An 18,826-nucleotide genomic window follows, 5' to 3' on the forward strand; every position below is an offset into this window, starting at 1 on the left:
GGGCGTGCGCCTGCGTTCGGTCCGGGGGCGCTCGCGCGTCGTCGGCCGGCCGCGCCGGGTGCGCACGGCCGGGCGCCCCTGGTGCGGGTCGGACGGCGTCCGGGTGGGACTCGGCGGCACTCGGGCGGGCGCGCGGGCGCTCAGGCGGTCGCGCGCGCCGTGCTCCCGCGCACCACGAGCCGGGTGGCCAACGGGGCGCCCGAGTCCGGCAGTGGATCTGGCAGCGCGGCGTCGCCGAGCATCCGCAGGGCCACCTCGACCGCGAGCCTGCCCTGCTCCGCCGGCGTCTGCGCGATCGTCGTGAGATCGAAGAGCGCGGCGTGCTCGTGATCGTCCACGCCGATCACCGAGAGGTCCCTGGGGATCGAGAGGCCGAGCCGCTCGGCCGCGCGGATCACGCCGAACGCGATCTCGTCGGTCGCCGCGAACACGGCCGTCGGGCGATGCGCCGGATGTCCGAGCAGCTGGAGGCCCGCCTCGAACCCGCCGGGCATGCTCATCTCCGTCTCGACCACGATGGCCTCGATCGGGCCGGAACCGATGGCCCCGGAACCGATCGCCCCGGAGGGGGAGCGGCCCCCGCCGACACCGGTCGCGCCCGCCGCCTCGGCCGCGTCGACGGCGTCCCGGAACCCGGCGGCACGGAGGCCGGGAACGCCCGACGGATGCCGCGTCGCGCCGATGCCCGCGAGGTGGGCGATGCGCGTGTGGCCGAGGTGCAGCAGGTGCTCGGTCGCGAGCAGGCCGACGGCGCGGTCGTCGATCGAGAGACGGGCCGTCGCGTCGCCGCTGCCGCCGACGCACACGATCGGCTTCTCGCGCCGTTCGAGGCCCCGCACCTCGTGCTCGGTCAGGTCGACGGCGATCACGATGACGGCGTCGACCCGCTTGCGGGCGAGGAAGAAGTCGAACACCCGTGCGCGAGCCGGTCCGGACACGGGCAGGTTGTAGAGCGTGAGGTCGTAGCCGGCGCCGAGCAGGGTGCGCTCGATGCCCTCGAGCATCTCGCCGAAGAACCAGCTGTTCACGAACGGGATCACCACGCCCACGTTCTTCGTGCGGCCGGTGACGAGGCTCGCGGCATCCGGCGAGGCGATGTACCCGATCTCGGACGCCGCCTGCACGACCCGCAGGCGGGTCTGCTCCGCGACGTGACCGCGGCCCGACAGCGCACGCGAGGCGGTGGCCTTCGAGACGCCCGCGAGTCGCGCGACATCGCTGATGGCGGGCATCGCGCCTCCCTTCGTCGGGCAGCATCCGTTCCCGATGCTAGTGCTCGCGGGCCCAAAGGTGGAACCGGTTCCGGCCGGACGCCCGGCTGGGGCGGATCCGGCGAGAGAGCGTTCTCATCTGCGCATGGCGGGGAGGCCATCATGTGGCCGGATCGTGATGGCGCATGGGTTGTGCCGTCTCGCACACGTCCCCTACCGTTGACGATGGAACCGGTTCCGGGTCCGCCCCTGCACCACATTCGCTACTCAACGAGGAGAAGACATGAGACTCAGAGGGCATCGCCGGCTGACGGCGTCGCTCGTGGCGGCCGCAGCACTCGGCCTCACGCTTACGGCCTGCACCGGTGACATCGCAGAAGAAGACGCCGCAGACGTCGATTGCGCCGACTACGAGTCCTACGGCACCTTCGACGGCGCCGAGGTCACGGTCGCGGGCACCATCCTCGACCTCGAGGCAGACCGCCTCAACGAGTCGTGGGCCGACTTCGAACAGTGCACGGGCATCTCGGTCGAGTACCAGGGCTCCAGCGAGTTCGAGGCCCAGATCGCCGTGCTCGCCGAGGGCGGCAACGCGCCCGACGTCGGCATCGTGCCGCAGCCCGGCCTGCTCGCGCGTCTCGCAGAGGGCGGTTGGCTGATCCCGGCGTCGCAGCCGGTCGAGGACAACGTCGACGAGTTCTGGTCCGAGGACTGGAAGCAGTACGGCACCTACGACGACACGTTCTACGCGGCACCGCTCATGGCCAGCATCAAGGGCTACGTCTGGTACTCGCCTGCCGAGTTCGAGGAGAAGGGCTACGAGATCCCGAAGACCCTCGACGAGCTCACCACGCTCTCCGAGACGATCGCCGCCGAAGGCGACCACAAGCCGTGGTGCGTCGGCCTCGAATCCGGTGAGGCGACCGGCTGGCCCGGCACCGACTGGGTCGAGGACTACATGCTGCGCCTGAACGGCGCCGACGCCTACGACCAGTGGGTCAAGCACGAGATCCCGTTCAACGACCCCCAGGTCGCGGCGGCGTTCGACGCGGTCGGCGGCTACCTCAAGAACGAGGACATGGTCAACGGCGGCATCGGCGACGTGTCCACGCAGGTCACCGAGGCGTTCCAGACCGCGGGTCTGCCGATCCTCGACGGCGAGTGCTCGCTGCACCACCAGGCCTCGTTCTACGAGACGTTCTGGAACCCCGACGGCGGCGACGACGTGAAGGTCGCGTCCGACGGCGACGTGTTCGGCTTCCTGCTCCCGCCCGCCAACGCCGACGACCCGCTGTCGGTCACCGGTGGCGGCGAGTTCCCGGTCGCGTTCCGCGACGCCGAAGAGGTCGAGGCGTTCCGCGCCTACCTCTCCAGCGACCTGTGGGCCAACAACCGGGTGAGCCTGGGCGGCGTCATCAGCGCGAACAAGGGCGTCGACCCGGAGAACGCGTCGAGCGAGCTGCTGTCGCAGTCGATCGAGATCCTCCAGGATCCCGAGACCACGTTCCGCTTCGACGGGTCCGACCTGATGCCCGGTGCCGTCGGCGCCGACTCCTTCTGGAAGGGCATCGTCTCGTGGGTCGGCGGCGAGAGCACCACGCAGGTGCTCGACACCATCGAGTCCACGTGGCCGACTAGCTGATCGACCCCGTGTCGCGCCCGGCGCAGGCCGGGTGTACGGCATAGTCGAGGGGTGGGGTTCGAAGAGCCCCACCCCTCGGCGAACCCACCTTCAGTGACTGAATTTCAACGAAGAATTCGGGAGGCGCGATGACCACGGCCGATCTCCTCGGCAAGATCCTGCAGGTGGTGATGGGGCTCGTCGTGTTCGCGGCGATCGTCGGCCTCCTCATCTTCTTCATCGACAAGGCGCCCAAGAAGGGCCGCGACTACTGGCAGCTGGTGGGGTTCCTCGCGCCGGCCGTGATCCTCGTGTCGGTCGGCCTGATCTATCCGGCGATCCGCACGAGCTTCCTCGCGTTCCAGACCAACTCGGGCGAATGGACGTTCGACAACTTCATCTGGGCGTTCACCCAGCCCGCCGCCATCCGCACGCTCATCAACACGGTCATCTGGGTGCTGCTCGTGCCCACGTTCGCGACCGCGGTCGGGCTCGCGTACGCGGTCTTCATCGACCGCTCCCGCGGCGAGAAGTTCTACAAGGCGATCCTGTTCATGCCGATCGCGATCTCGTTCGTCGGCGCGAGCGTCATCTGGAAGTTCGTCTACGAGTACCGCTCGGGCGACCGCGAGCAGATCGGCCTCCTCAACGCGATCGTCGTCGCATTCGGCGGCGAACCGGTGCAGTGGCTGCAGACCGACCCGATCAACACGATCCTGCTCATCGTCGTCATGATCTGGGTGCAGACCGGCTTCGCGATGGTCGTGCTGAGCGCGGCCATCAAGGGCATCGCGACCGAGCAGCTCGAGGCGGCACAGCTCGACGGCACCAACGGGTGGCAGCGGTTCACGAACGTGATCGTGCCCGGCATCCGCGGTTCGCTCGTGGTCGTGCTCACGACGATCTCGATCGCGACGCTCAAGGTGTTCGACATCGTGCGCACGATGACCGCCGGAAACTTCAACACGAGCATCGTGGCCAACGAGATGTACACGCAGGCGTTCCGGGCGAGCGAGATCGGCCGAGGTTCCGCCCTCGCGCTCATCCTCTTCGTCATGGTGCTGCCGATCGTCATCTACAACGTCAACGTGCTCCGCAAGCAGAGGGAGATCCGATGAGCATCGCCCCGCCCGACCTGCCGGTCGGCAAGAACCGAGGAGCGCTCGACGCGACCGCCGACGCCGAGGCTTCGGGGTACCAGGAGCCGAAGACCATCCGGGTCAAGAAGCGGCTCACCTCGCGCACCGCGACCATCGCGTCGCTCATCATCGCGCTGCTCTGGACGATCCCGACCTTCGGCCTGTTCATCTCGTCGTTCCGGCCCGCCGAACTGATCCGCACCACGGGCTGGTGGACCATCTTCACCAACCCCGGCTTCACGCTCGAGAACTACCAGGACGTGCTGCTGTCGACGTCGTCGTCATCGCCGCAGCTCGGCTCCTACATCGTGAACTCGATCGCGATCGCGCTGCTCGCGACGATCATCCCGCTCGTGTTCGCGTCGATGGCGGCCTACGCGTTCGCCTGGATGCGGTTCCGCGGCGTCGGCGTGCTGTTCGTCGTCATCTTCGCGCTGCAGATCATCCCGCTGCAGATGGCCCTCGTGCCGCTGCTGCAGATCTTCTCGACCGTGCTGCGGCCGATGCAGGCGTGGCTGCACGACATCGTGCCGATCATCCCGGAGCAGAACTACCTGCCGCTGTGGGTCGCGCACTCGATCTTCGGGTTGCCGCTCGCGATCTTCCTGCTGCACAACTTCATCTCGGAGATCCCGGCCGACGTGATCGAGGCCGCGAGGGTCGACGGCGCGACGCACGGGCAGATCTTCTTCCGCATCGTGCTCCCGCTCTCGGTTCCGGCGATCGCGTCGTTCGCGATCTTCCAGTTCATCTGGGTGTGGAACGACCTGCTCGTCGCCCTGATCTTCTCCGGCGGCACGCAGGACGTCGCGCCACTCACCCAACGATTGGCGGAGCTCACCGGCACGAGAGGGCAGGACTGGCAGTTGCTGACGGCGGCCGCCTTCATCTCGATCATCATTCCGCTGATCGTGTTCTTCAGCCTGCAGCGGTACTTCGTCCGAGGGCTTCTCGCGGGGTCGACGAAGGGGTAGTCCGACACCGGGGGCAGGGGGAGACGGATGCCGCGGGCGGGAGCTCGCGGCATCCGCTCGCCGTCCGAGCCGACGCACGCCGACGCCCGTACCTTTTCAGGACCACAGCGCCGATGGCTGCATATTGCGTCCATGAGCGATGTGGTCCTGAAAAGATGGACGACCCGAAGCGGTGGAGGCTCGCGCGCAGCGGCCGGAGGGCCCCAGGGCGGACGTAGGGTTGGCCCATGAGCATGCACGGAGCGGGTGACGGGCCTCCGGGCGCACAGACGGGCAGGTTCGGCAAGCCGCGGACCCGCATCTCGGCCGCCGACGAGTCCGCGCAGCGCGCCGCGAACGCCGATGCACCCGTGATCCCGAACCTCCTCGGCCGCATCGCCGAGCTGTTCGCCCCGCACCGCGCGGCGCTGGCGCTCACCGTGGTGCTCGTGCTGGTGGCCGCGGCGCTCAGCGTGATCCCGCCGCTGCTCACGCAGCGCGCATTCGACGACGGGCTCTTCCCGGTCGACCCCGCCGAACCCGGCCAGGTGACCGCCCCGAACCTCGCGGTGCTGGCCTGGACCGTCGGCGCCATGATCGCCGTCTACCTCGTCTCGGCGCTCCTCGCGGTCTGGCAGACGTGGCTCACCTCGACCATCGGCAACAAGGTGATGGGTGCGCTGCGCGTGCGCATGTTCACGCACCTGCAGTCGATGGAGCTCAGCTTCTTCACGCGCACGAAGACCGGCGTCATCCAGTCGCGCCTGCAGAACGACGTCGGCGGCGTGGCATCCGTGCTCACGAACACGGTCTCGAGCGTGCTCGGCAACACGGTCACGGTGATCTCCGCGTTCATCGCGATGTGGCTGCTCAACTGGCAGCTCACCCTCGTCGCGCTCGTGCTCATGCCGTTCATGGTCATCGCGCAGCGCCGGGTGGGCAAGGTGCGGGCCCGCATCGCCGGCCAGACCCAGGAGTCGCTGTCGGAGATGACCGCGATCACGCAGGAGACGCTGAGCGTCTCGGGCATCCTCCTCTCGAAGTCGTTCACGCGGCAGCAGAACGAGATCGACCGCTACGCCGACGAGAACCGCAACCAGATCGGCCTGCAGGTGCGCCAGCAGATGACCGGCCAGTGGTTCTTCGCGATGGTGAACATCTTCATGTCCTCGATCCCCGCGATCGTCTACCTCGTCGCGGGCATGCTGATCGCGAACGGTGCGCCGGATGTCACGGCGGGCACGATCGTGGCGTTCACGACCGTGCAGGCGCGGCTCCTGTTCCCGCTCATGGCCCTCATGCGGGTCTCGCTCGACCTGCAGACCTCGAGCGCCCTGTTCGCGCGCATCTTCGAGTACCTCGACCTGCGCCCGGCGATCACGGATGCCCCGAACGCGCGCGACGTGGCATCCGGCCCCCAGCTCGGGCGGGTGGAATTCGACGACGTGACCTTCCGGTACCCCGATGCGACCGACGATGCGACGCCGACGCTCGACGGCGTGAGCTTCGCGATCGAGCCGGGCCAGTACGCGGCGTTCGTGGGCCCGTCGGGCGCCGGCAAGACGACGGTGTCCTATCTCGTGCCTCGGCTCTACGAGGCCTCGGGCGGCACGGTGCGCTTCGCGGGCGACGACGTGCGCGAGCTCCGGCACGGGTCCCTCGTCGACAGCATCGGCATCGTGAGCCAGGAGACGTACCTGTTCCACGCGACGATCGCCGAGAACCTGCGGTACGCGAAGCCCGATGCGACGGATGCCGAGCTCGAGGCGGCGGCGCGCGCGGCGAACATCCACGAGACGATCGTGTCGTTCCCCGACGGCTACGACACGACGGTCGGGGAGCGCGGCTATCGCCTCTCGGGCGGCGAGAAGCAGCGCATCGCGATCGCGCGCGTGCTGCTGAAGGACCCGCCGGTGCTCGTGCTCGACGAGGCGACGAGCGCGCTCGACACGATCTCCGAACGCGTCGTGCAGCAGGCGCTCGACGACGCCGCGAAGGGGCGCACGACGATCGCGATCGCGCACCGGCTCTCGACGGTCGTCGCGGCCGACGTCATCTTCGTCGTGGTCGCCGGGCGCATCGTCGAGCGCGGCACGCACGCCGAGCTCGTCGCGGTCGACAGCGTCTACGCGTCGCTCTACCGGCAGCAGGAGCACGTGCCCACGAGCCAGGGTTGGCGGTAGGCTCGGCAGGACGGCCGGGGAACGCCGATGAGGGCGAGGGGGATCCGATGAGCAATGCCAAGAGCGATGCGCAGCAGTTGCCGAAGGGCGTGAACCGGAAGGTCATCGGGCTCGCCGCGGCGGGCGCGGTCGGCGGATTCCTCTTCGGGTTCGACTCCTCGGTGGTCAACGGCGCGGTCGACGCCATCCAAGACGAGTTCGCGCTCTCCGCGGCGGTGACCGGGTTCGCGGTCGCGAGCGCGCTGCTGGGTTGCGCGCTCGGTGCCGAGCTCGCCGGCCGCCTGGCCGACCGCTTCGGCCGCATCCCGGTGATGATCATCGGCGCCGTGCTCTTCCTCGTCTCCTCGCTCGGTGCCGGTTTCGCCTTCGGCGTCGTCGACCTGATCATCTGGCGCGTACTCGGCGGCGTCGGCATCGGCATCGCGTCGGTCGTGGCGCCCGCCTACATCGCCGAGATCTCTCCGAGCGCGATCCGCGGCCGGCTCGCGTCCCTGCAGCAGCTCGCGATCGTCTTCGGCATCTTCGCAGCCCTGCTCTCCGACTCGCTGTTCGCGGCGGCGGCGGGCGGCGCCGACCAGCCGTTCTGGTTCGGCCTCGAGGCGTGGCGGTGGATGTTCATCGCGTGCGCGGTGCCGTCGATCGTCTACGGCGTGATCGCCCTGCTGCTGCCCGAGTCGCCGCGCTACCTGGTCAAGGCCGGTCGCGAGAAGCAGGCCGAGGAGGTGCTCGAGCGCATCGGCACCCCCGACCCGGCGAAGGCCGTCGCCGACATCACCGGATCCCTGCACAAGGACCAGGTCGCCGAGTCGCAGGGCACGCTGCGCGGTCCGGTGCTGGGACTCAAGGGCATCGTGTGGATCGGCATCCTGCTGTCGGTGTTCCAGCAGTTCGTCGGCATCAACGTGATCTTCTACTACTCGACGACGCTCTGGAAGGCCGTCGGGTTCGACGAGTCCGACTCCTTCACGATCAGCGTGTTCACGTCGGTGACGAACATCGTGGTGACCTTCATCGCGATCGCCCTCGTCGACAAGGTCGGCCGGCGCCCACTGCTGCTCATCGGCTCCACGGGCATGGCGGTGACGCTCGCCACGATGGCGATCGCGTTCGCGAACTCGGTGACCGTCGACGGCGAGGTGAGCCTTCCGGGCGCATGGGGTCCGATCGCGCTCGTCGCCGCGAACCTCTTCGTGGTCGCGTTCGGCTTCTCGTGGGGGCCGCTCGTGTGGGTGCTGCTCGGCGAGATCTTCCCGAACAGCATCCGCGGACGCGCACTCGGCCTCGCGGCCGCGGCGCAGTGGATCGCGAACTTCCTCATCACGGTCTCGTTCCCGGCGCTGTCGGAGTTCTCGCTGTTCTGGACCTACTCCATGTACGCGGGCTTCGCGGTGCTCTCGTTCATCTTCGTGCTCTGGAAGGTGCCAGAGACGAAGGGCATGGCGCTCGAGGACTCCGAGGCCGTGTTCGCGGCGGGCACGGCGCGCGACAAACGTCGGCGAGCGAGCCAGGCGGCCGCAGGGTAGGGTGTCTCTCGTGCTGCTCACGTGTTGTTGTTGTCGTCGCTCAGACCGACCATGACCTCTCGCGCCCTGCGCCCGCCAAGCGGGTCTCGCACGGCGCACCACGATGACGACACCCAGGGGAGAACCCTCCAATGAAGTACGCAGCATCCATCGTCGACCTCGTCGGCAACACGCCGCTCGTGAAGCTCAACCACGTGGTCGAGGGCGCCACCGAGGCGACCGTGCTCGTGAAGCTCGAGTACCTGAACCCCGGCGGGTCGGTCAAGGACCGCATCGCCTCGCGCATGATCGAGGCGGCCGAGCGCGACGGCCTGCTGAAGCCCGGCGGCACGATCGTCGAGCCGACCTCGGGCAACACGGGCGTGGGCCTCGCGCTCGTCGCCCAGCAGCGCGGCTACCGCTGCATCTTCGTCGTGCCCGACAAGTTCGGCGAGGAGAAGCGCAACGTGCTCACGGCCTACGGCGCCGAGGTGGTCGTGACGCCGACCTCGGTCGCGCCCGACGGCCCCGAGTCGTACTACAGCGTCTCCGACCGCATCGTGCGCGAGACGCCGGGCGCCTACAAGCCGAACCAGTTCGCGAATCCGAACGGTCCGCGCTCGCACTACGAGACCACGGGCCCCGAGATCTGGGCCGACACCGAGGGCCGCGTCACGCACTTCGTCGCCGGCATCGGCACGGGCGGCACGATCACCGGCACCGGCCGGTACCTTCGCGAGGTGTCGGGAGACCGGGTGCGCGTGATCGGCGCCGACCCCGAGGGCTCGGTGTACTCGGGCGGCACCGGTCGGCCCTACTTCGTCGAGGGCGTCGGCGAGGACATGTGGCCCGAGACGTTCGACCCCGAGGTGCCGCACGAGGTCCTCGCCGTCTCCGACCGCGACGCGTTCGAGATGACGAGGCGGCTCGCCCGCGAGGAGGGGCTGCTCGTCGGCGGCTCCAGCGGCATGGCGGTCGCGGCCGCGCTCCGGGCGGCGAAGGACGCCTCGCCCGACGACGTCTTCGTCGTGCTGCTGCCCGACGGCGGCCGCGGGTACCTCGGCAAGATCTTCAACGACAAGTGGATGCGCGCCTACGGCTTCTCGAATGCGCCAGAGGGCCACACGATCGCCGACGTGCTGGCCACGAAGGCCGACCGCACGGCGCCGCTCGTGTACGTGCACCCGAACGACAGCGTGCGCGAGGCGATCGACGTGATGGCCACGACCGGCGTCTCGCAGGTGCTCGTGCTCTCGGCCGAGCCGCCCGTGGTGCTCGGCGAGGTGAAGGGCACGATCAGTGAGGACGTGCTGCTCGACCTCGTGTTCACCGGCAAGGTGAAGCTCACCGACGAGGTCGCGGGCGTGGTCGGCGACCAGCTGCCGCTCATCGGCGTCAACGAGCCGGTCTCCGTCGCCCGCGCCGCGTTCGCCGACGCGCAGGCGATGCTCGTGACCGACGGCGGCAAGGCGCTCGGCGTCATCACGCGCACCGACCTGCTCACCTACCTCTCGGCGTAGCCGCCGGCATCCGCCGCACCGACCGACGGATGCCGCGAACCCGCCACCGGCGACGCCGCGCACCCGCCGGCCTCGCCCCCGAAGACCCCCAGACGCAGACTTGAACCAGAAACGGATGTCACGATGAACATCTCCGACCGCGCCGGCTTCGACACGCTCGCGATCCACGCCGGCCAGGCGTTCGACCCCACGACGGGCGCGGTGATCCCGCCCGTCTACCTCACCTCGACCTACGTGCAGGACGGCATCGGCGGCCTGCGCGAGGGCTACGAGTACTCGCGCGGCGGCAACCCGACCCGCACCGCACTCGAGACCCAGCTCGCGGCGCTGGAGCGCGGCATCCGGGGCCTCTCGTTCGCCTCGGGCCTCGCCGCCGAAGACGCGCTGCTGCGCACGGTGCTCGCGCCGGGCGACCACGTGGTGGTCGGCAACGACGTGTACGGCGGCACGCACCGGCTCATCCGCAAGGTGCACGGCGCCTGGGGCGTGCGGCACAGCACGGTCGACCTGGGCGACCTCGACGCGGTGCGCGCGGCGATCGAGCCGGGGGCCACGAAGGTGCTCTGGATCGAGACGCCCTCGAACCCGCTCATGAAGATCACCGACATCGCCGCCCTCGCCGCCCTCGGCGCCGAGGCCGGCGCGCTCGTCGTGGTCGACAACACGTTCGCGACGCCGGCGCTGCAGCAGCCGATCGCGCTCGGCGCGCAGGTCGTGGTGCACTCGACGACGAAGTACCTCGGCGGCCACTCCGACGTGGTCGGCGGCGCGCTCGTGTTCGCCCCGGGGCAGGAGGAGCTCGCCGAGCAGGTGACGTTCACGCAGTTCGCGGCTGGCGCCGTCTCGGGCCCGTTCGACGCGTTCCTCACGACACGCGGCATCAAGACCCTCGGCATCCGCATGGAGCGCCACAGCGCCACCGCCCAGCTCATCGCCGAGCGGCTCGCCGAGCACGACGGCATCGCACGCGTGTACTACCCGGGCCTCGAATCGCACGAGGGGCACGAACTCGCGGCACGCCAGATGTCGGGCTTCGGCGGCATGCTCTCGATCGATCTGGCCGGCGGCGGCGAGGCGGCCCGTCGGTTCGCGGAGTCGACGACGCTGTTCCAGCTCGCCGAGTCGTTGGGCGGCGTCGAGTCGCTCGTGAACCACCCGTGGGCGATGACGCATGCCTCGGTGCGCGGCACCGAGGCCGAGGTCGCCGAGTCGATCGTGCGCCTGTCGGTCGGCATCGAGGACGCGAACGACCTGCTGGCCGACATCGACGAGGCGCTCGGCCGCCTGTAGCGCTGCGCGCCTCGAGGGCGTCGGATGCCGCGGGCGGCCGTCGCGGCATCCGCCCGGCTCCTGCCCACCGACCGGGCGACTCCGGGTTCACGGCGACCTCGGGGGCGCGCGGTGGGAGAATGGGAGCAGGCGCGCGGCACGTCACCGGCGTCTCAGGAGATGAACTCCCATGGTTGCCCTCATCGTCACCCTGATCATCGTCGGCGTCCTCGCGATCGTCCTCTTCTTCATGTCGGTCAAGATCGTGAAGCAGTACGAGCGGGGGGTCGTGCTGCGCTTCGGCCGGCTGCAGAGCGTGCGCGAGCCGGGAATCCGGTTCATCATCCCGATCGTCGACGTGATGACCAAGGTGTCGCTGCGCATCGTGACGCTCCCGATCCAGTCGCAGGGCATCATCACGAAGGACAACGTCACCGTCGGGGTGTCGGCCGTGGCGTACTACCGGGTGGCGGACGCCGTGAGGTCGGTGATCGCGATCGAGAGCGTGAAGTCCGCGATCGAGCAGATCGCCCAGACCACGCTCCGCCGGGTCGTCGGGCAGCATCACCTCGACGAGACGCTCGCGGACACGGCCGCGCTCAACGCGAACATCCGCGAGATCCTGGATGTCACGACGCTCGACTGGGGCGTCGAGGTGACCCTCGTCGAGCTGAAGGACATCCTCCTGCCGGACTCGATGAAGCGCGCCATGGCGAAGCAGGCGGAGGCCGAGCGCGAGAAGCGGGCGAAGATCATCGCCGCCGAGGGCGAGTCGCTCGCGGCGGTGCAGCTCGGCGTCGCGAGCGACACGATGATGTCGCATCCGCTCGCCCTGCAGCTGCGCACGCTGCAGACGCTCGTCGAGGTCGGCGTCGACAAGAACACGCTCGTCGTGTTCCCGGCGCCGCTCATGAGCTCGATCGGGGAGCTCACGAACTTCATCGATCGGGAGGCCGCGGTCGCGCAGGTTCGCGGCGCGTGAGGCGTTGGCACGAAATCGATGAAGAGTGTCATTCCTGCCAGCCGCGCCCGGCGGAGGGATGCTCCAGAATGAGCGGGTGACTTCGAACCAGACCACCGTGGCGGCCGACGCCGCACCCGCCGCGAGCGCGGTCGCGCAGGCCGCGGCGACGGACGATCGCACGCCGCACCACGGCAGCCTCGGGCTCGTGCAGGGCACGGCCCTCTACATCGCGAGCGTGCTCGGCACGGGCATCCTCGTGCTGCCCGGCCTCGCCGCCGCGGCTGCCGGACCCGCCTCGATCGTCGCGGTCGCCGTCGTGCTCGTGCTCTCCATCCCGCTCGCCGGCACGTTCGCCGCGCTCGCCTCGCGCTACCCCGACGCGGGCGGCGTCGCGAGCTACGTGCGCCGCGCCCTGGGCGATACCGCGGCGCGCATGGCGGGGTACTGGTTCTTCTTCGGCGTCTGCATCGGGGCGCCCGTCCTCGCCGTGCTCGGCGGCGAGTACGTGGTGGCGGTGCTCGGCGTCGACCGCTCGGCGGTGCCGATCATCGGGTTCGCGGTCTTCGTGCCGCCGTTCATCGTGAACTGGTTCGGCGTGCGCGTCGCCGGCTGGGTGCAGTTCGTGCTCACCGGGCTCCTCGTGGCGGTCGTGGTCGGCGTGGTCGCCGTCACCGTCCCGGCGGTCGATGCGTCCAACTTCACGCCGTTCCTGCCGAACGGCTGGGGCGGCGTCGGCGTCGCCATCAGCCTGTTCGTGTGGGCGTTCGCCGGCTGGGAGGTCGGCACCCACATCGCCGGCGAGTTCAGGAACCCGCGCAAGATCATCCCGCTCGCGACCGGCATCGCGGTCGTCGTCGTGGGCGCCGGCTACCTCGCCCTGCAGTTCGTCACCGTCGCCGTCCTCGGCGACCGCGCGGGCGAGGGGCAGGTGCCGCTGCTCGACCTCGTCGAGAGCACCGCGCCCGGCATCGGACCCGTCCTCGTCGCGATCGTCGCGGCGATCGTCACCCTCGGCGTCATGAACGCGTACCTGCCCGCCTTCGGCAAGCTCGGCGCCGCGCTCGGGCGCGACGGCGACCTCCCGCGGTTCTTCGCGAAGGGCGCCGCCGACGGCCAGGTGCCTCGCCGAGCGCTCGCCCTCACGGGCGTGCTGATCCTCGGCTACTTCGGGCTCATGCTCCTCAACGACCTCGACCTCACCGGGTTCATCCTCATCCACACGAGCAACATGGTCGCGATCTACGCCGCCGGGATGCTCGCCGCCACCCTGCTGCTGAAGCGCTGGTCGTTCGGCTGGTGGCTCGCCGTCGTCGCGACGATCATGACCGCCGGCCTGCTCGTGCTGGCTTGGCAGAACCTGCTCGTGCCGGTCGTGCTCGCGCTCGCCGCCGTCGTCGTCACCATCGTGCGGCGCATCCGAGGTCGACGGCCCGTCGTCGGCCCCGTCGCCGGCCCCGACCCCGAGGCATCCGCTGCCGTCCCGACCCCCGAGGAGCACCCCGCATGACCGAGTACCGCGCCCGTTTCGACGCCGACATCGCGTTCGCGAACGGGGGAGGCCTGCGCGCCGAGGCGTTCCGCCTCGACCTGCCGGCGGCCGACCTGACCGAGGCCGAGATCGCCGAGCTGCTGGTGCGCCACCTGGGGCTCACGCTCGTCGGCAGCGTGCGCCTGGGGAACCTCGAGATCGTCGAGGAGGCCCACCGCGGATCACGCGGGGTCGCGGCCGAGACGGCGGCCGGAGCCGCACCGGGCCGCGGCGACCTGGTCGACCTCAGCCACCCGATCCGCGCCGGACTCGTGACCTATCCCGGAATCCCCGCGCCCGTCATCACGCCCCACCTCACGCGCGAGGCCTCACGCGGCGTCTACGCGCCGGGCACCGAGTTCGAGATCGACGTCATCGCGATGGCGGGCAACACGGGCACCTACCTCGACAGCCCGTTCCATCGCTACGTCGACGGGGGAGACCTGGCGAGCCTCGAACTCGCGACCCTCGTCGGGCTGCCGGCCGAGGTCTTCCGGCTCACGGACTCGGCGAGCCGCGGCATCCCGGCCGAGGTGTTCTTCGACCGCGACCTCCGCGGCACCGCGGTGCTGCTGCACACCGGATTCGACCGCCACTTCGGAACCCCCGAGTACGGTCACGGCTCGCCGTTCCTCACCGAGGCGGGGGCGCGCCACCTCGTCGCCGCGGGCGTCGCGCTCGTCGGCATCGACGCGCTGAACATCGACGACACCGAGTCGGGCGGCGAGCGGCCCGCGCACTCGCTGCTGCTCGAGGCGGGCATCCACGTGGTCGAGCACCTCACCGCGCTCGAGCGGGTGCCCGTTCGCGGTGCGCGCTTCACGGCCGTGCCGCCGCGCGTCGAGGGCTTCGGCACCTTCCCCGTGCGCGCCTTCGCCGAGGTGCCGCCGGCAGGGTAGCCCGAGCGCCCGATCGGGCGACGTTCGCTGTGGCGTTGTGGCATCTGCCGCCCGCGTGGGTGAGGATGGGAGGATGAGCCTCCCCTCCTACGCGCTGCGCGACGGAAACACCATTCCCGCGATCGGCCTCGGCACCTACGGGCTCAACGAGCAGAGCGGCGTCGAGGCGATCTCCGACGCCATCGGCGACGGCTATCGCCTGCTCGACACGGCCTACAACTACGGCAACGAGGACGTCGTCGGTGAGGCGATCCGTCGCTCCGGCGTCGACCGCAGCGACCTCGTCGTCGCCACCAAGCTGCCCGGCCGCCACCATGGATTCGACGAGACCCTCGCGAGCTTCGAGGAGTCGCGCGCCCGACTCGACCTCGACTGGGTCGATCTCTACCTCATCCACTGGCCCAACCCCAGCGTCGACAGGTACGTCGACAGTTGGAAGGCGATGATCCGCCTGCGCGAGAAGGGGCTCGTGCGCTCGATCGGCGTCTCGAACTTCACCGCGCCGATGCTCGACCGCCTCGAGGGGGAGACGGGCGTCGTCCCCGTCGTGAACCAGGTCGAGCTGCACCCGTACTTCTCGCAGCAGGAGCTTCGCGCCTATCACGCCGAGCACGACATCCGCACCGAGAGCTGGAGCCCGCTCGGCCGCAAGAGCGACCTGCTGAACGAGCCCGTGCTCGCCGAGATCGCCGCCCGGCTCGGGCGGTCCGTGCCGCAGGTCGTGCTGCGCTGGCACGTGCAGCTCGGCTCGGTTCCGATCCCGAAGTCGTCGCAGGCCGACCGACGCCGGGCGAACCTCGACGTGTTCTCGTTCGAGCTGAGCGAGGCCGACGTCGCCGCGATCGCCGGGCTCGAGCGCGGCCGCATCTGGGGTGCCGACCCCGACACGCACGAAGAACTCTGATCGCGGCTCGCGGCTGCGGCTCGCACGGCGGATGACACCGGCGTCGGGAACCGCGGGCGACCCCGACGTCGGCGGTTCGTCGTAGGCTCGATCGAGTGATGCGATCAACGGGCGACGAGGCTGCGAACGACGAGATCGAGTCGAGCGAGCACTCGCTGGCTCCGGCGGCCGAGGCGTACACGTCGGCTGAGGCATCCGTCCACGAGGCGTCGGTTCATGGCGCCGCCGCTCACGAGCGGCTGGTCGACACCGTCGACGCGCCCGAGCCCGAGGGCGACCGCCACGATGCCCATTCCCGGCTGCCCGACGCGAAGGGCCCGCTCTCTGCGCCCTACACGTGGCTCTCGATCGGCATGTTCGCGACGATCTTCCTCGCGGCGTTCGAGGCGATGGCCGTGACCACGATCATGCCGCTGGTCGTGCGCGACCTCGACGGCGAGTCGCTGTTCGCGCTCGCCTTCGCCGTGCCGCTGGCCGCCGGCATCATCGGCATGGTGCTCGCGGGCAACTGGACCGACCGCTCCGGCCCGCTGCCCTCGCTCATCACGGCGGCCGCCCTCTTCGTCGTCGGCCTCGTGATCGCGGGCACGGCGACCGACATGACGGTCTTCATCATCGGGCGCTTCGTGCACGGACTGAGCGGCGCGGCCGTCATCGTGCCGCTCTACGTGATCGTCGCGCGCGCCTACCCCGAGGCGCTGCGCGCCCGGGTGTTCGCCGGGTTCGCCGCGGCCTGGGTGATCCCCTCCATCGTCGGGCCGGCGCTGGCCGGCGTCGTCGCCGAGACGTTCAGCTGGCACTGGGTCTTCCTGGGCGTCATCGTGATCGTCGTGCCCGCTGCGGCCATGATGGTGCCGCCGATCCTGCGGGTGCGCGATCTCGTGCAGGGCGACGCGTCGGTGCCGTGGAGCCTCGGTCGCGTCGGCTGGGCGACGCTCACGGCCGCCGCCGCACTCGCCGTGTCGCTCGCGAAGGAGCTCGACGACCCCTGGCGATGGATCGCCGCCGGGCTCGGCATCGCCGTCGCGGCGTTCGCCGCTCGCCCATTGCTGCCGCCTGGAGCATTGCATGCCGCACGCGGCATGCCCGCGACGGTCGCGGTCAAGTTCGTCGTCGCCGGTGCCTTCTTCGGCAGCGAGGTCTACCTGCCGTACCTCTTCATCGAGAACTACGAGATGTCGCCGAGCCTCGCGGGCGTCGTGCTCACGGGCGCGGGGGTCACGTGGGCCGCGGCCTCGTGGCTGCAGGGGCGCCTCACCCACCGAGTCAGCGACACCCGCGCGGTCGAGATCGGCGCGCTCGCGCTCGTGGTCGCGCTCGTCGTCGTGCTCGCGGTGGCCGCGTTCACCCTGCCGCCCGCCATCGCCTTCGTGGCGTGGGCGCTCGCCGGCGCGTCCATGGGATTCATGTACCCGAGATTCTCGGTGTCGGTGCTCGCGCAGTCCAAGCGCGACGAGCAGGGCTTCAACAGCGCCGCGCTCACGATCTCCGAGTCGCTCGGCGCGTCGATCGCGCTCGCCGTCACGGCGCTCGTGTCCTCGGCGGTCGGTGCCGGCGCGTTCACGGCGGACTTCGCCGTCACCGTGGGCATCGCGATCGTCGGCCTCGTGATCGCTGGCCGCGTGCGCCCGCCGGGCGCCGCCAGGGGCTGAGCTCAGAAGGCGGGGCGACCCGTCGACGCGCGCACGACGAGCTCCGGCACGATCGCATCGCGGTGCTCGGCGGCTGCGGGATCGCCGCCGAGCAGCAGCGCGACGCATCGACGGCCGAGCTCGGCGAAGTCCTGGCGCACGGTCGTGAGCGGCGGCCAGAAGTGCGCGGCCTCGGGGATGTCGTCGAATCCGACGATCGAGACGTCGCGCGGGATCTCGAGCCCGGCGTCGCGGATCGCGTGCATCAGGCCGAGCGCCATCTGGTCGTTCGACGAGAAGATCGCCGTGAAGTCGCGCACGGTGAGCAGCTCGCGGCCGGCGTAGTACCCGAAGTCCGCGGTCCAGTCGCCGAGGATCGGCGCCGTCGTCGGCACGTCGCTCGCGCTCATCTCGTCGAGGAACCCGCGCATGCGCGCCTCGGCCTCGATCCAGTCCTGCGGGCCGGTCAGGTGGTAGATGTTGCGGTGGCCGAGCTCGATGAGGTGGCGGGTGGCCAGTCGCGCCCCGGCGATCTGGTCGACCGAGAGCGTGTGGTCGGGGTCCTGCCCGGTCGACTGGAGGCTCACGTACGGCACCTCGATCGACCGCTGCGCGAGGGTGTCGAACACGCGCGCCTGCGGGGCGATGACCACCAGGCCCTCGACGCCCTGGGCGAGCAGGTGCGCGAGTCCGTCGGCGACCGAGCGGTCGTCGGATGCGTCGATGTTGGCCGTGCTGACCCAGTAGCCGGCCTCGCGCGCGGCCGCCTCGATGGCGGTGATGCTCGACGCAGGACCGTACTGCGTGCTCTGCGACGAGAGGATGCCGATGGTGTGGGAGCGGCTCGTGACGAGCGCCCGGGCCGCGCGGTTCGGCTGGTACTGCACCTGCTCCATGACGTCGAGCACGCGCTGCTTCGTCTCGGGACGGATGCTCGGATGGTGGTTGAGCACTCGCGAGACGGTCTGATGCGAGACGCCGGCCAAGCGCGCGACGTCTCGGATGCTGGGCGCGCGGCCTTTCGACGGCTCGTCTGACACGGTCACTTCCTCGTTCGTGTTGTGGCAGGCATGTGCACGGTCACACGCCTCGCTGCCCTCATTATGCACGTACGGCCGAGAATGTGACCGTCACACATGTGACGGTCACATGACGGCGGAGCCCGCGCGCGACGCCGCACGCCCTCGCTGGTACGGAGTCCGAACCAGGTCCGAGCGTGCGTCGGGTACGCGGGAAACGCCCCCCATCCGGGGTATTGCGCGGATTCCTCGCGTGTGAGGCGGAATTCCGGCGTGCTCGACGAGACGGCGTTCGGATGAACAGGCTGTTACCGATCCGTGACTCGGTCGAGTTGACAGGTCGAGGCGACGTGGGGCTAACATGAGTGTCGCCATGTGAACGGTCACATTGATCTGGCACATGACGCCGCTCTCGAAGACCACGGCACCCGCCCCACCATCGACGAAGGAGTCAGCACGTGAACCACGGCGACCTGCACCCTC

The 18,826-nt window shown here is 70.1% G+C and carries 14 protein-coding genes; 12 read left to right on the forward strand and 2 right to left on the reverse strand.

Annotated features, from left to right (window positions below; all coding sequences use genetic code 11):
• Positions 1-140: 140 nt before the first annotated feature.
• Complete coding sequence (locus ABIC29_RS02245; protein WP_354242334.1) at positions 141-1,232, reverse strand: LacI family DNA-binding transcriptional regulator; 1,092 nt, start codon at positions 1,230-1,232, stop codon at positions 141-143.
• Between the two features lie 262 nt (positions 1,233-1,494).
• Here ABIC29_RS02245 and ABIC29_RS02250 point away from each other — a divergent pair, with 262 nt between their 5' ends.
• The 12 genes from ABIC29_RS02250 to ABIC29_RS02305 all read left to right on the forward strand — a co-directional run bounded on the left by ABIC29_RS02250 (position 1,495) and on the right by ABIC29_RS02305 (position 17,345).
• Positions 1,495-2,853 (forward strand): ABC transporter substrate-binding protein, encoded by a 1,359-nt coding sequence (locus ABIC29_RS02250; RefSeq protein WP_116080657.1) that lies wholly within the window; start codon positions 1,495-1,497, stop codon positions 2,851-2,853.
• Positions 2,854-2,981: 128 nt separating this feature from the next.
• Positions 2,982-3,950 carry a carbohydrate ABC transporter permease gene (locus ABIC29_RS02255; protein ID WP_116080658.1) on the forward strand — a complete coding sequence of 323 codons (969 nt, stop codon included), beginning with the start codon at positions 2,982-2,984 and terminating at the stop codon, positions 3,948-3,950.
• Complete coding sequence (locus ABIC29_RS02260; protein ID WP_116080659.1) at positions 3,947-4,945, forward strand: carbohydrate ABC transporter permease; 999 nt, start codon at positions 3,947-3,949, stop codon at positions 4,943-4,945. The genes ABIC29_RS02255 and ABIC29_RS02260 overlap by 4 nt, the downstream gene beginning before the upstream one ends.
• A gap of 227 nt (positions 4,946-5,172) precedes the next feature.
• Positions 5,173-7,107 carry an ABC transporter ATP-binding protein gene (locus ABIC29_RS02265; RefSeq protein ID WP_502915440.1) on the forward strand — a complete coding sequence of 645 codons (1,935 nt, stop codon included), beginning with the start codon at positions 5,173-5,175 and terminating at the stop codon, positions 7,105-7,107.
• 47 nt (positions 7,108-7,154) lie between these two features.
• Positions 7,155-8,630, forward strand: a complete 1,476-nt coding sequence (locus ABIC29_RS02270; RefSeq protein ID WP_116080660.1) for a sugar porter family MFS transporter — start codon at positions 7,155-7,157, stop codon at positions 8,628-8,630.
• Positions 8,631-8,761: 131 nt separating this feature from the next.
• Positions 8,762-10,129 (forward strand): cystathionine beta-synthase, encoded by a 1,368-nt coding sequence (locus ABIC29_RS02275; protein ID WP_116080661.1) that lies wholly within the window; start codon positions 8,762-8,764, stop codon positions 10,127-10,129.
• Positions 10,130-10,252: 123 nt separating this feature from the next.
• Positions 10,253-11,419, forward strand: coding sequence for a cystathionine gamma-synthase (locus ABIC29_RS02280; protein WP_354242340.1), 1,167 nt, complete (start codon positions 10,253-10,255; stop codon positions 11,417-11,419).
• Positions 11,420-11,588: 169 nt separating this feature from the next.
• On the forward strand, positions 11,589-12,380 hold the full coding sequence (locus tag ABIC29_RS02285; protein WP_116080663.1) for a slipin family protein: 792 nt from the start codon (positions 11,589-11,591) through the stop codon (positions 12,378-12,380).
• Between the two features lie 76 nt (positions 12,381-12,456).
• A complete protein-coding gene (locus ABIC29_RS02290) occupies positions 12,457-13,869 on the forward strand; it encodes an APC family permease (RefSeq protein ID WP_354242343.1) in 1,413 nt (470 codons plus the stop codon).
• Positions 13,866-14,789, forward strand: coding sequence for a cyclase family protein (locus ABIC29_RS02295; protein ID WP_354242346.1), 924 nt, complete (start codon positions 13,866-13,868; stop codon positions 14,787-14,789). The genes ABIC29_RS02290 and ABIC29_RS02295 overlap by 4 nt, the downstream gene beginning before the upstream one ends.
• A gap of 73 nt (positions 14,790-14,862) precedes the next feature.
• Positions 14,863-15,693: an aldo/keto reductase gene (locus ABIC29_RS02300; protein WP_116080666.1), complete on the forward strand. Its 831-nt coding sequence runs from the start codon at positions 14,863-14,865 to the stop codon at positions 15,691-15,693.
• A gap of 98 nt (positions 15,694-15,791) precedes the next feature.
• Positions 15,792-17,345: an MFS transporter gene (locus ABIC29_RS02305; protein ID WP_354244572.1), complete on the forward strand. Its 1,554-nt coding sequence runs from the start codon at positions 15,792-15,794 to the stop codon at positions 17,343-17,345.
• A gap of 2 nt (positions 17,346-17,347) precedes the next feature.
• On the opposite strand, the gene ABIC29_RS02310 is transcribed toward ABIC29_RS02305, so the two are convergent.
• Complete coding sequence (locus tag ABIC29_RS02310; RefSeq protein ID WP_502915441.1) at positions 17,348-18,370, reverse strand: LacI family DNA-binding transcriptional regulator; 1,023 nt, start codon at positions 18,368-18,370, stop codon at positions 17,348-17,350.
• Positions 18,371-18,826: the final 456 nt, after the last annotated feature.

Source organism: Agromyces sp. PvR057 (assembly GCF_040547485.1).
Lineage (GTDB): Bacteria > Actinomycetota > Actinomycetes > Actinomycetales > Microbacteriaceae > Agromyces.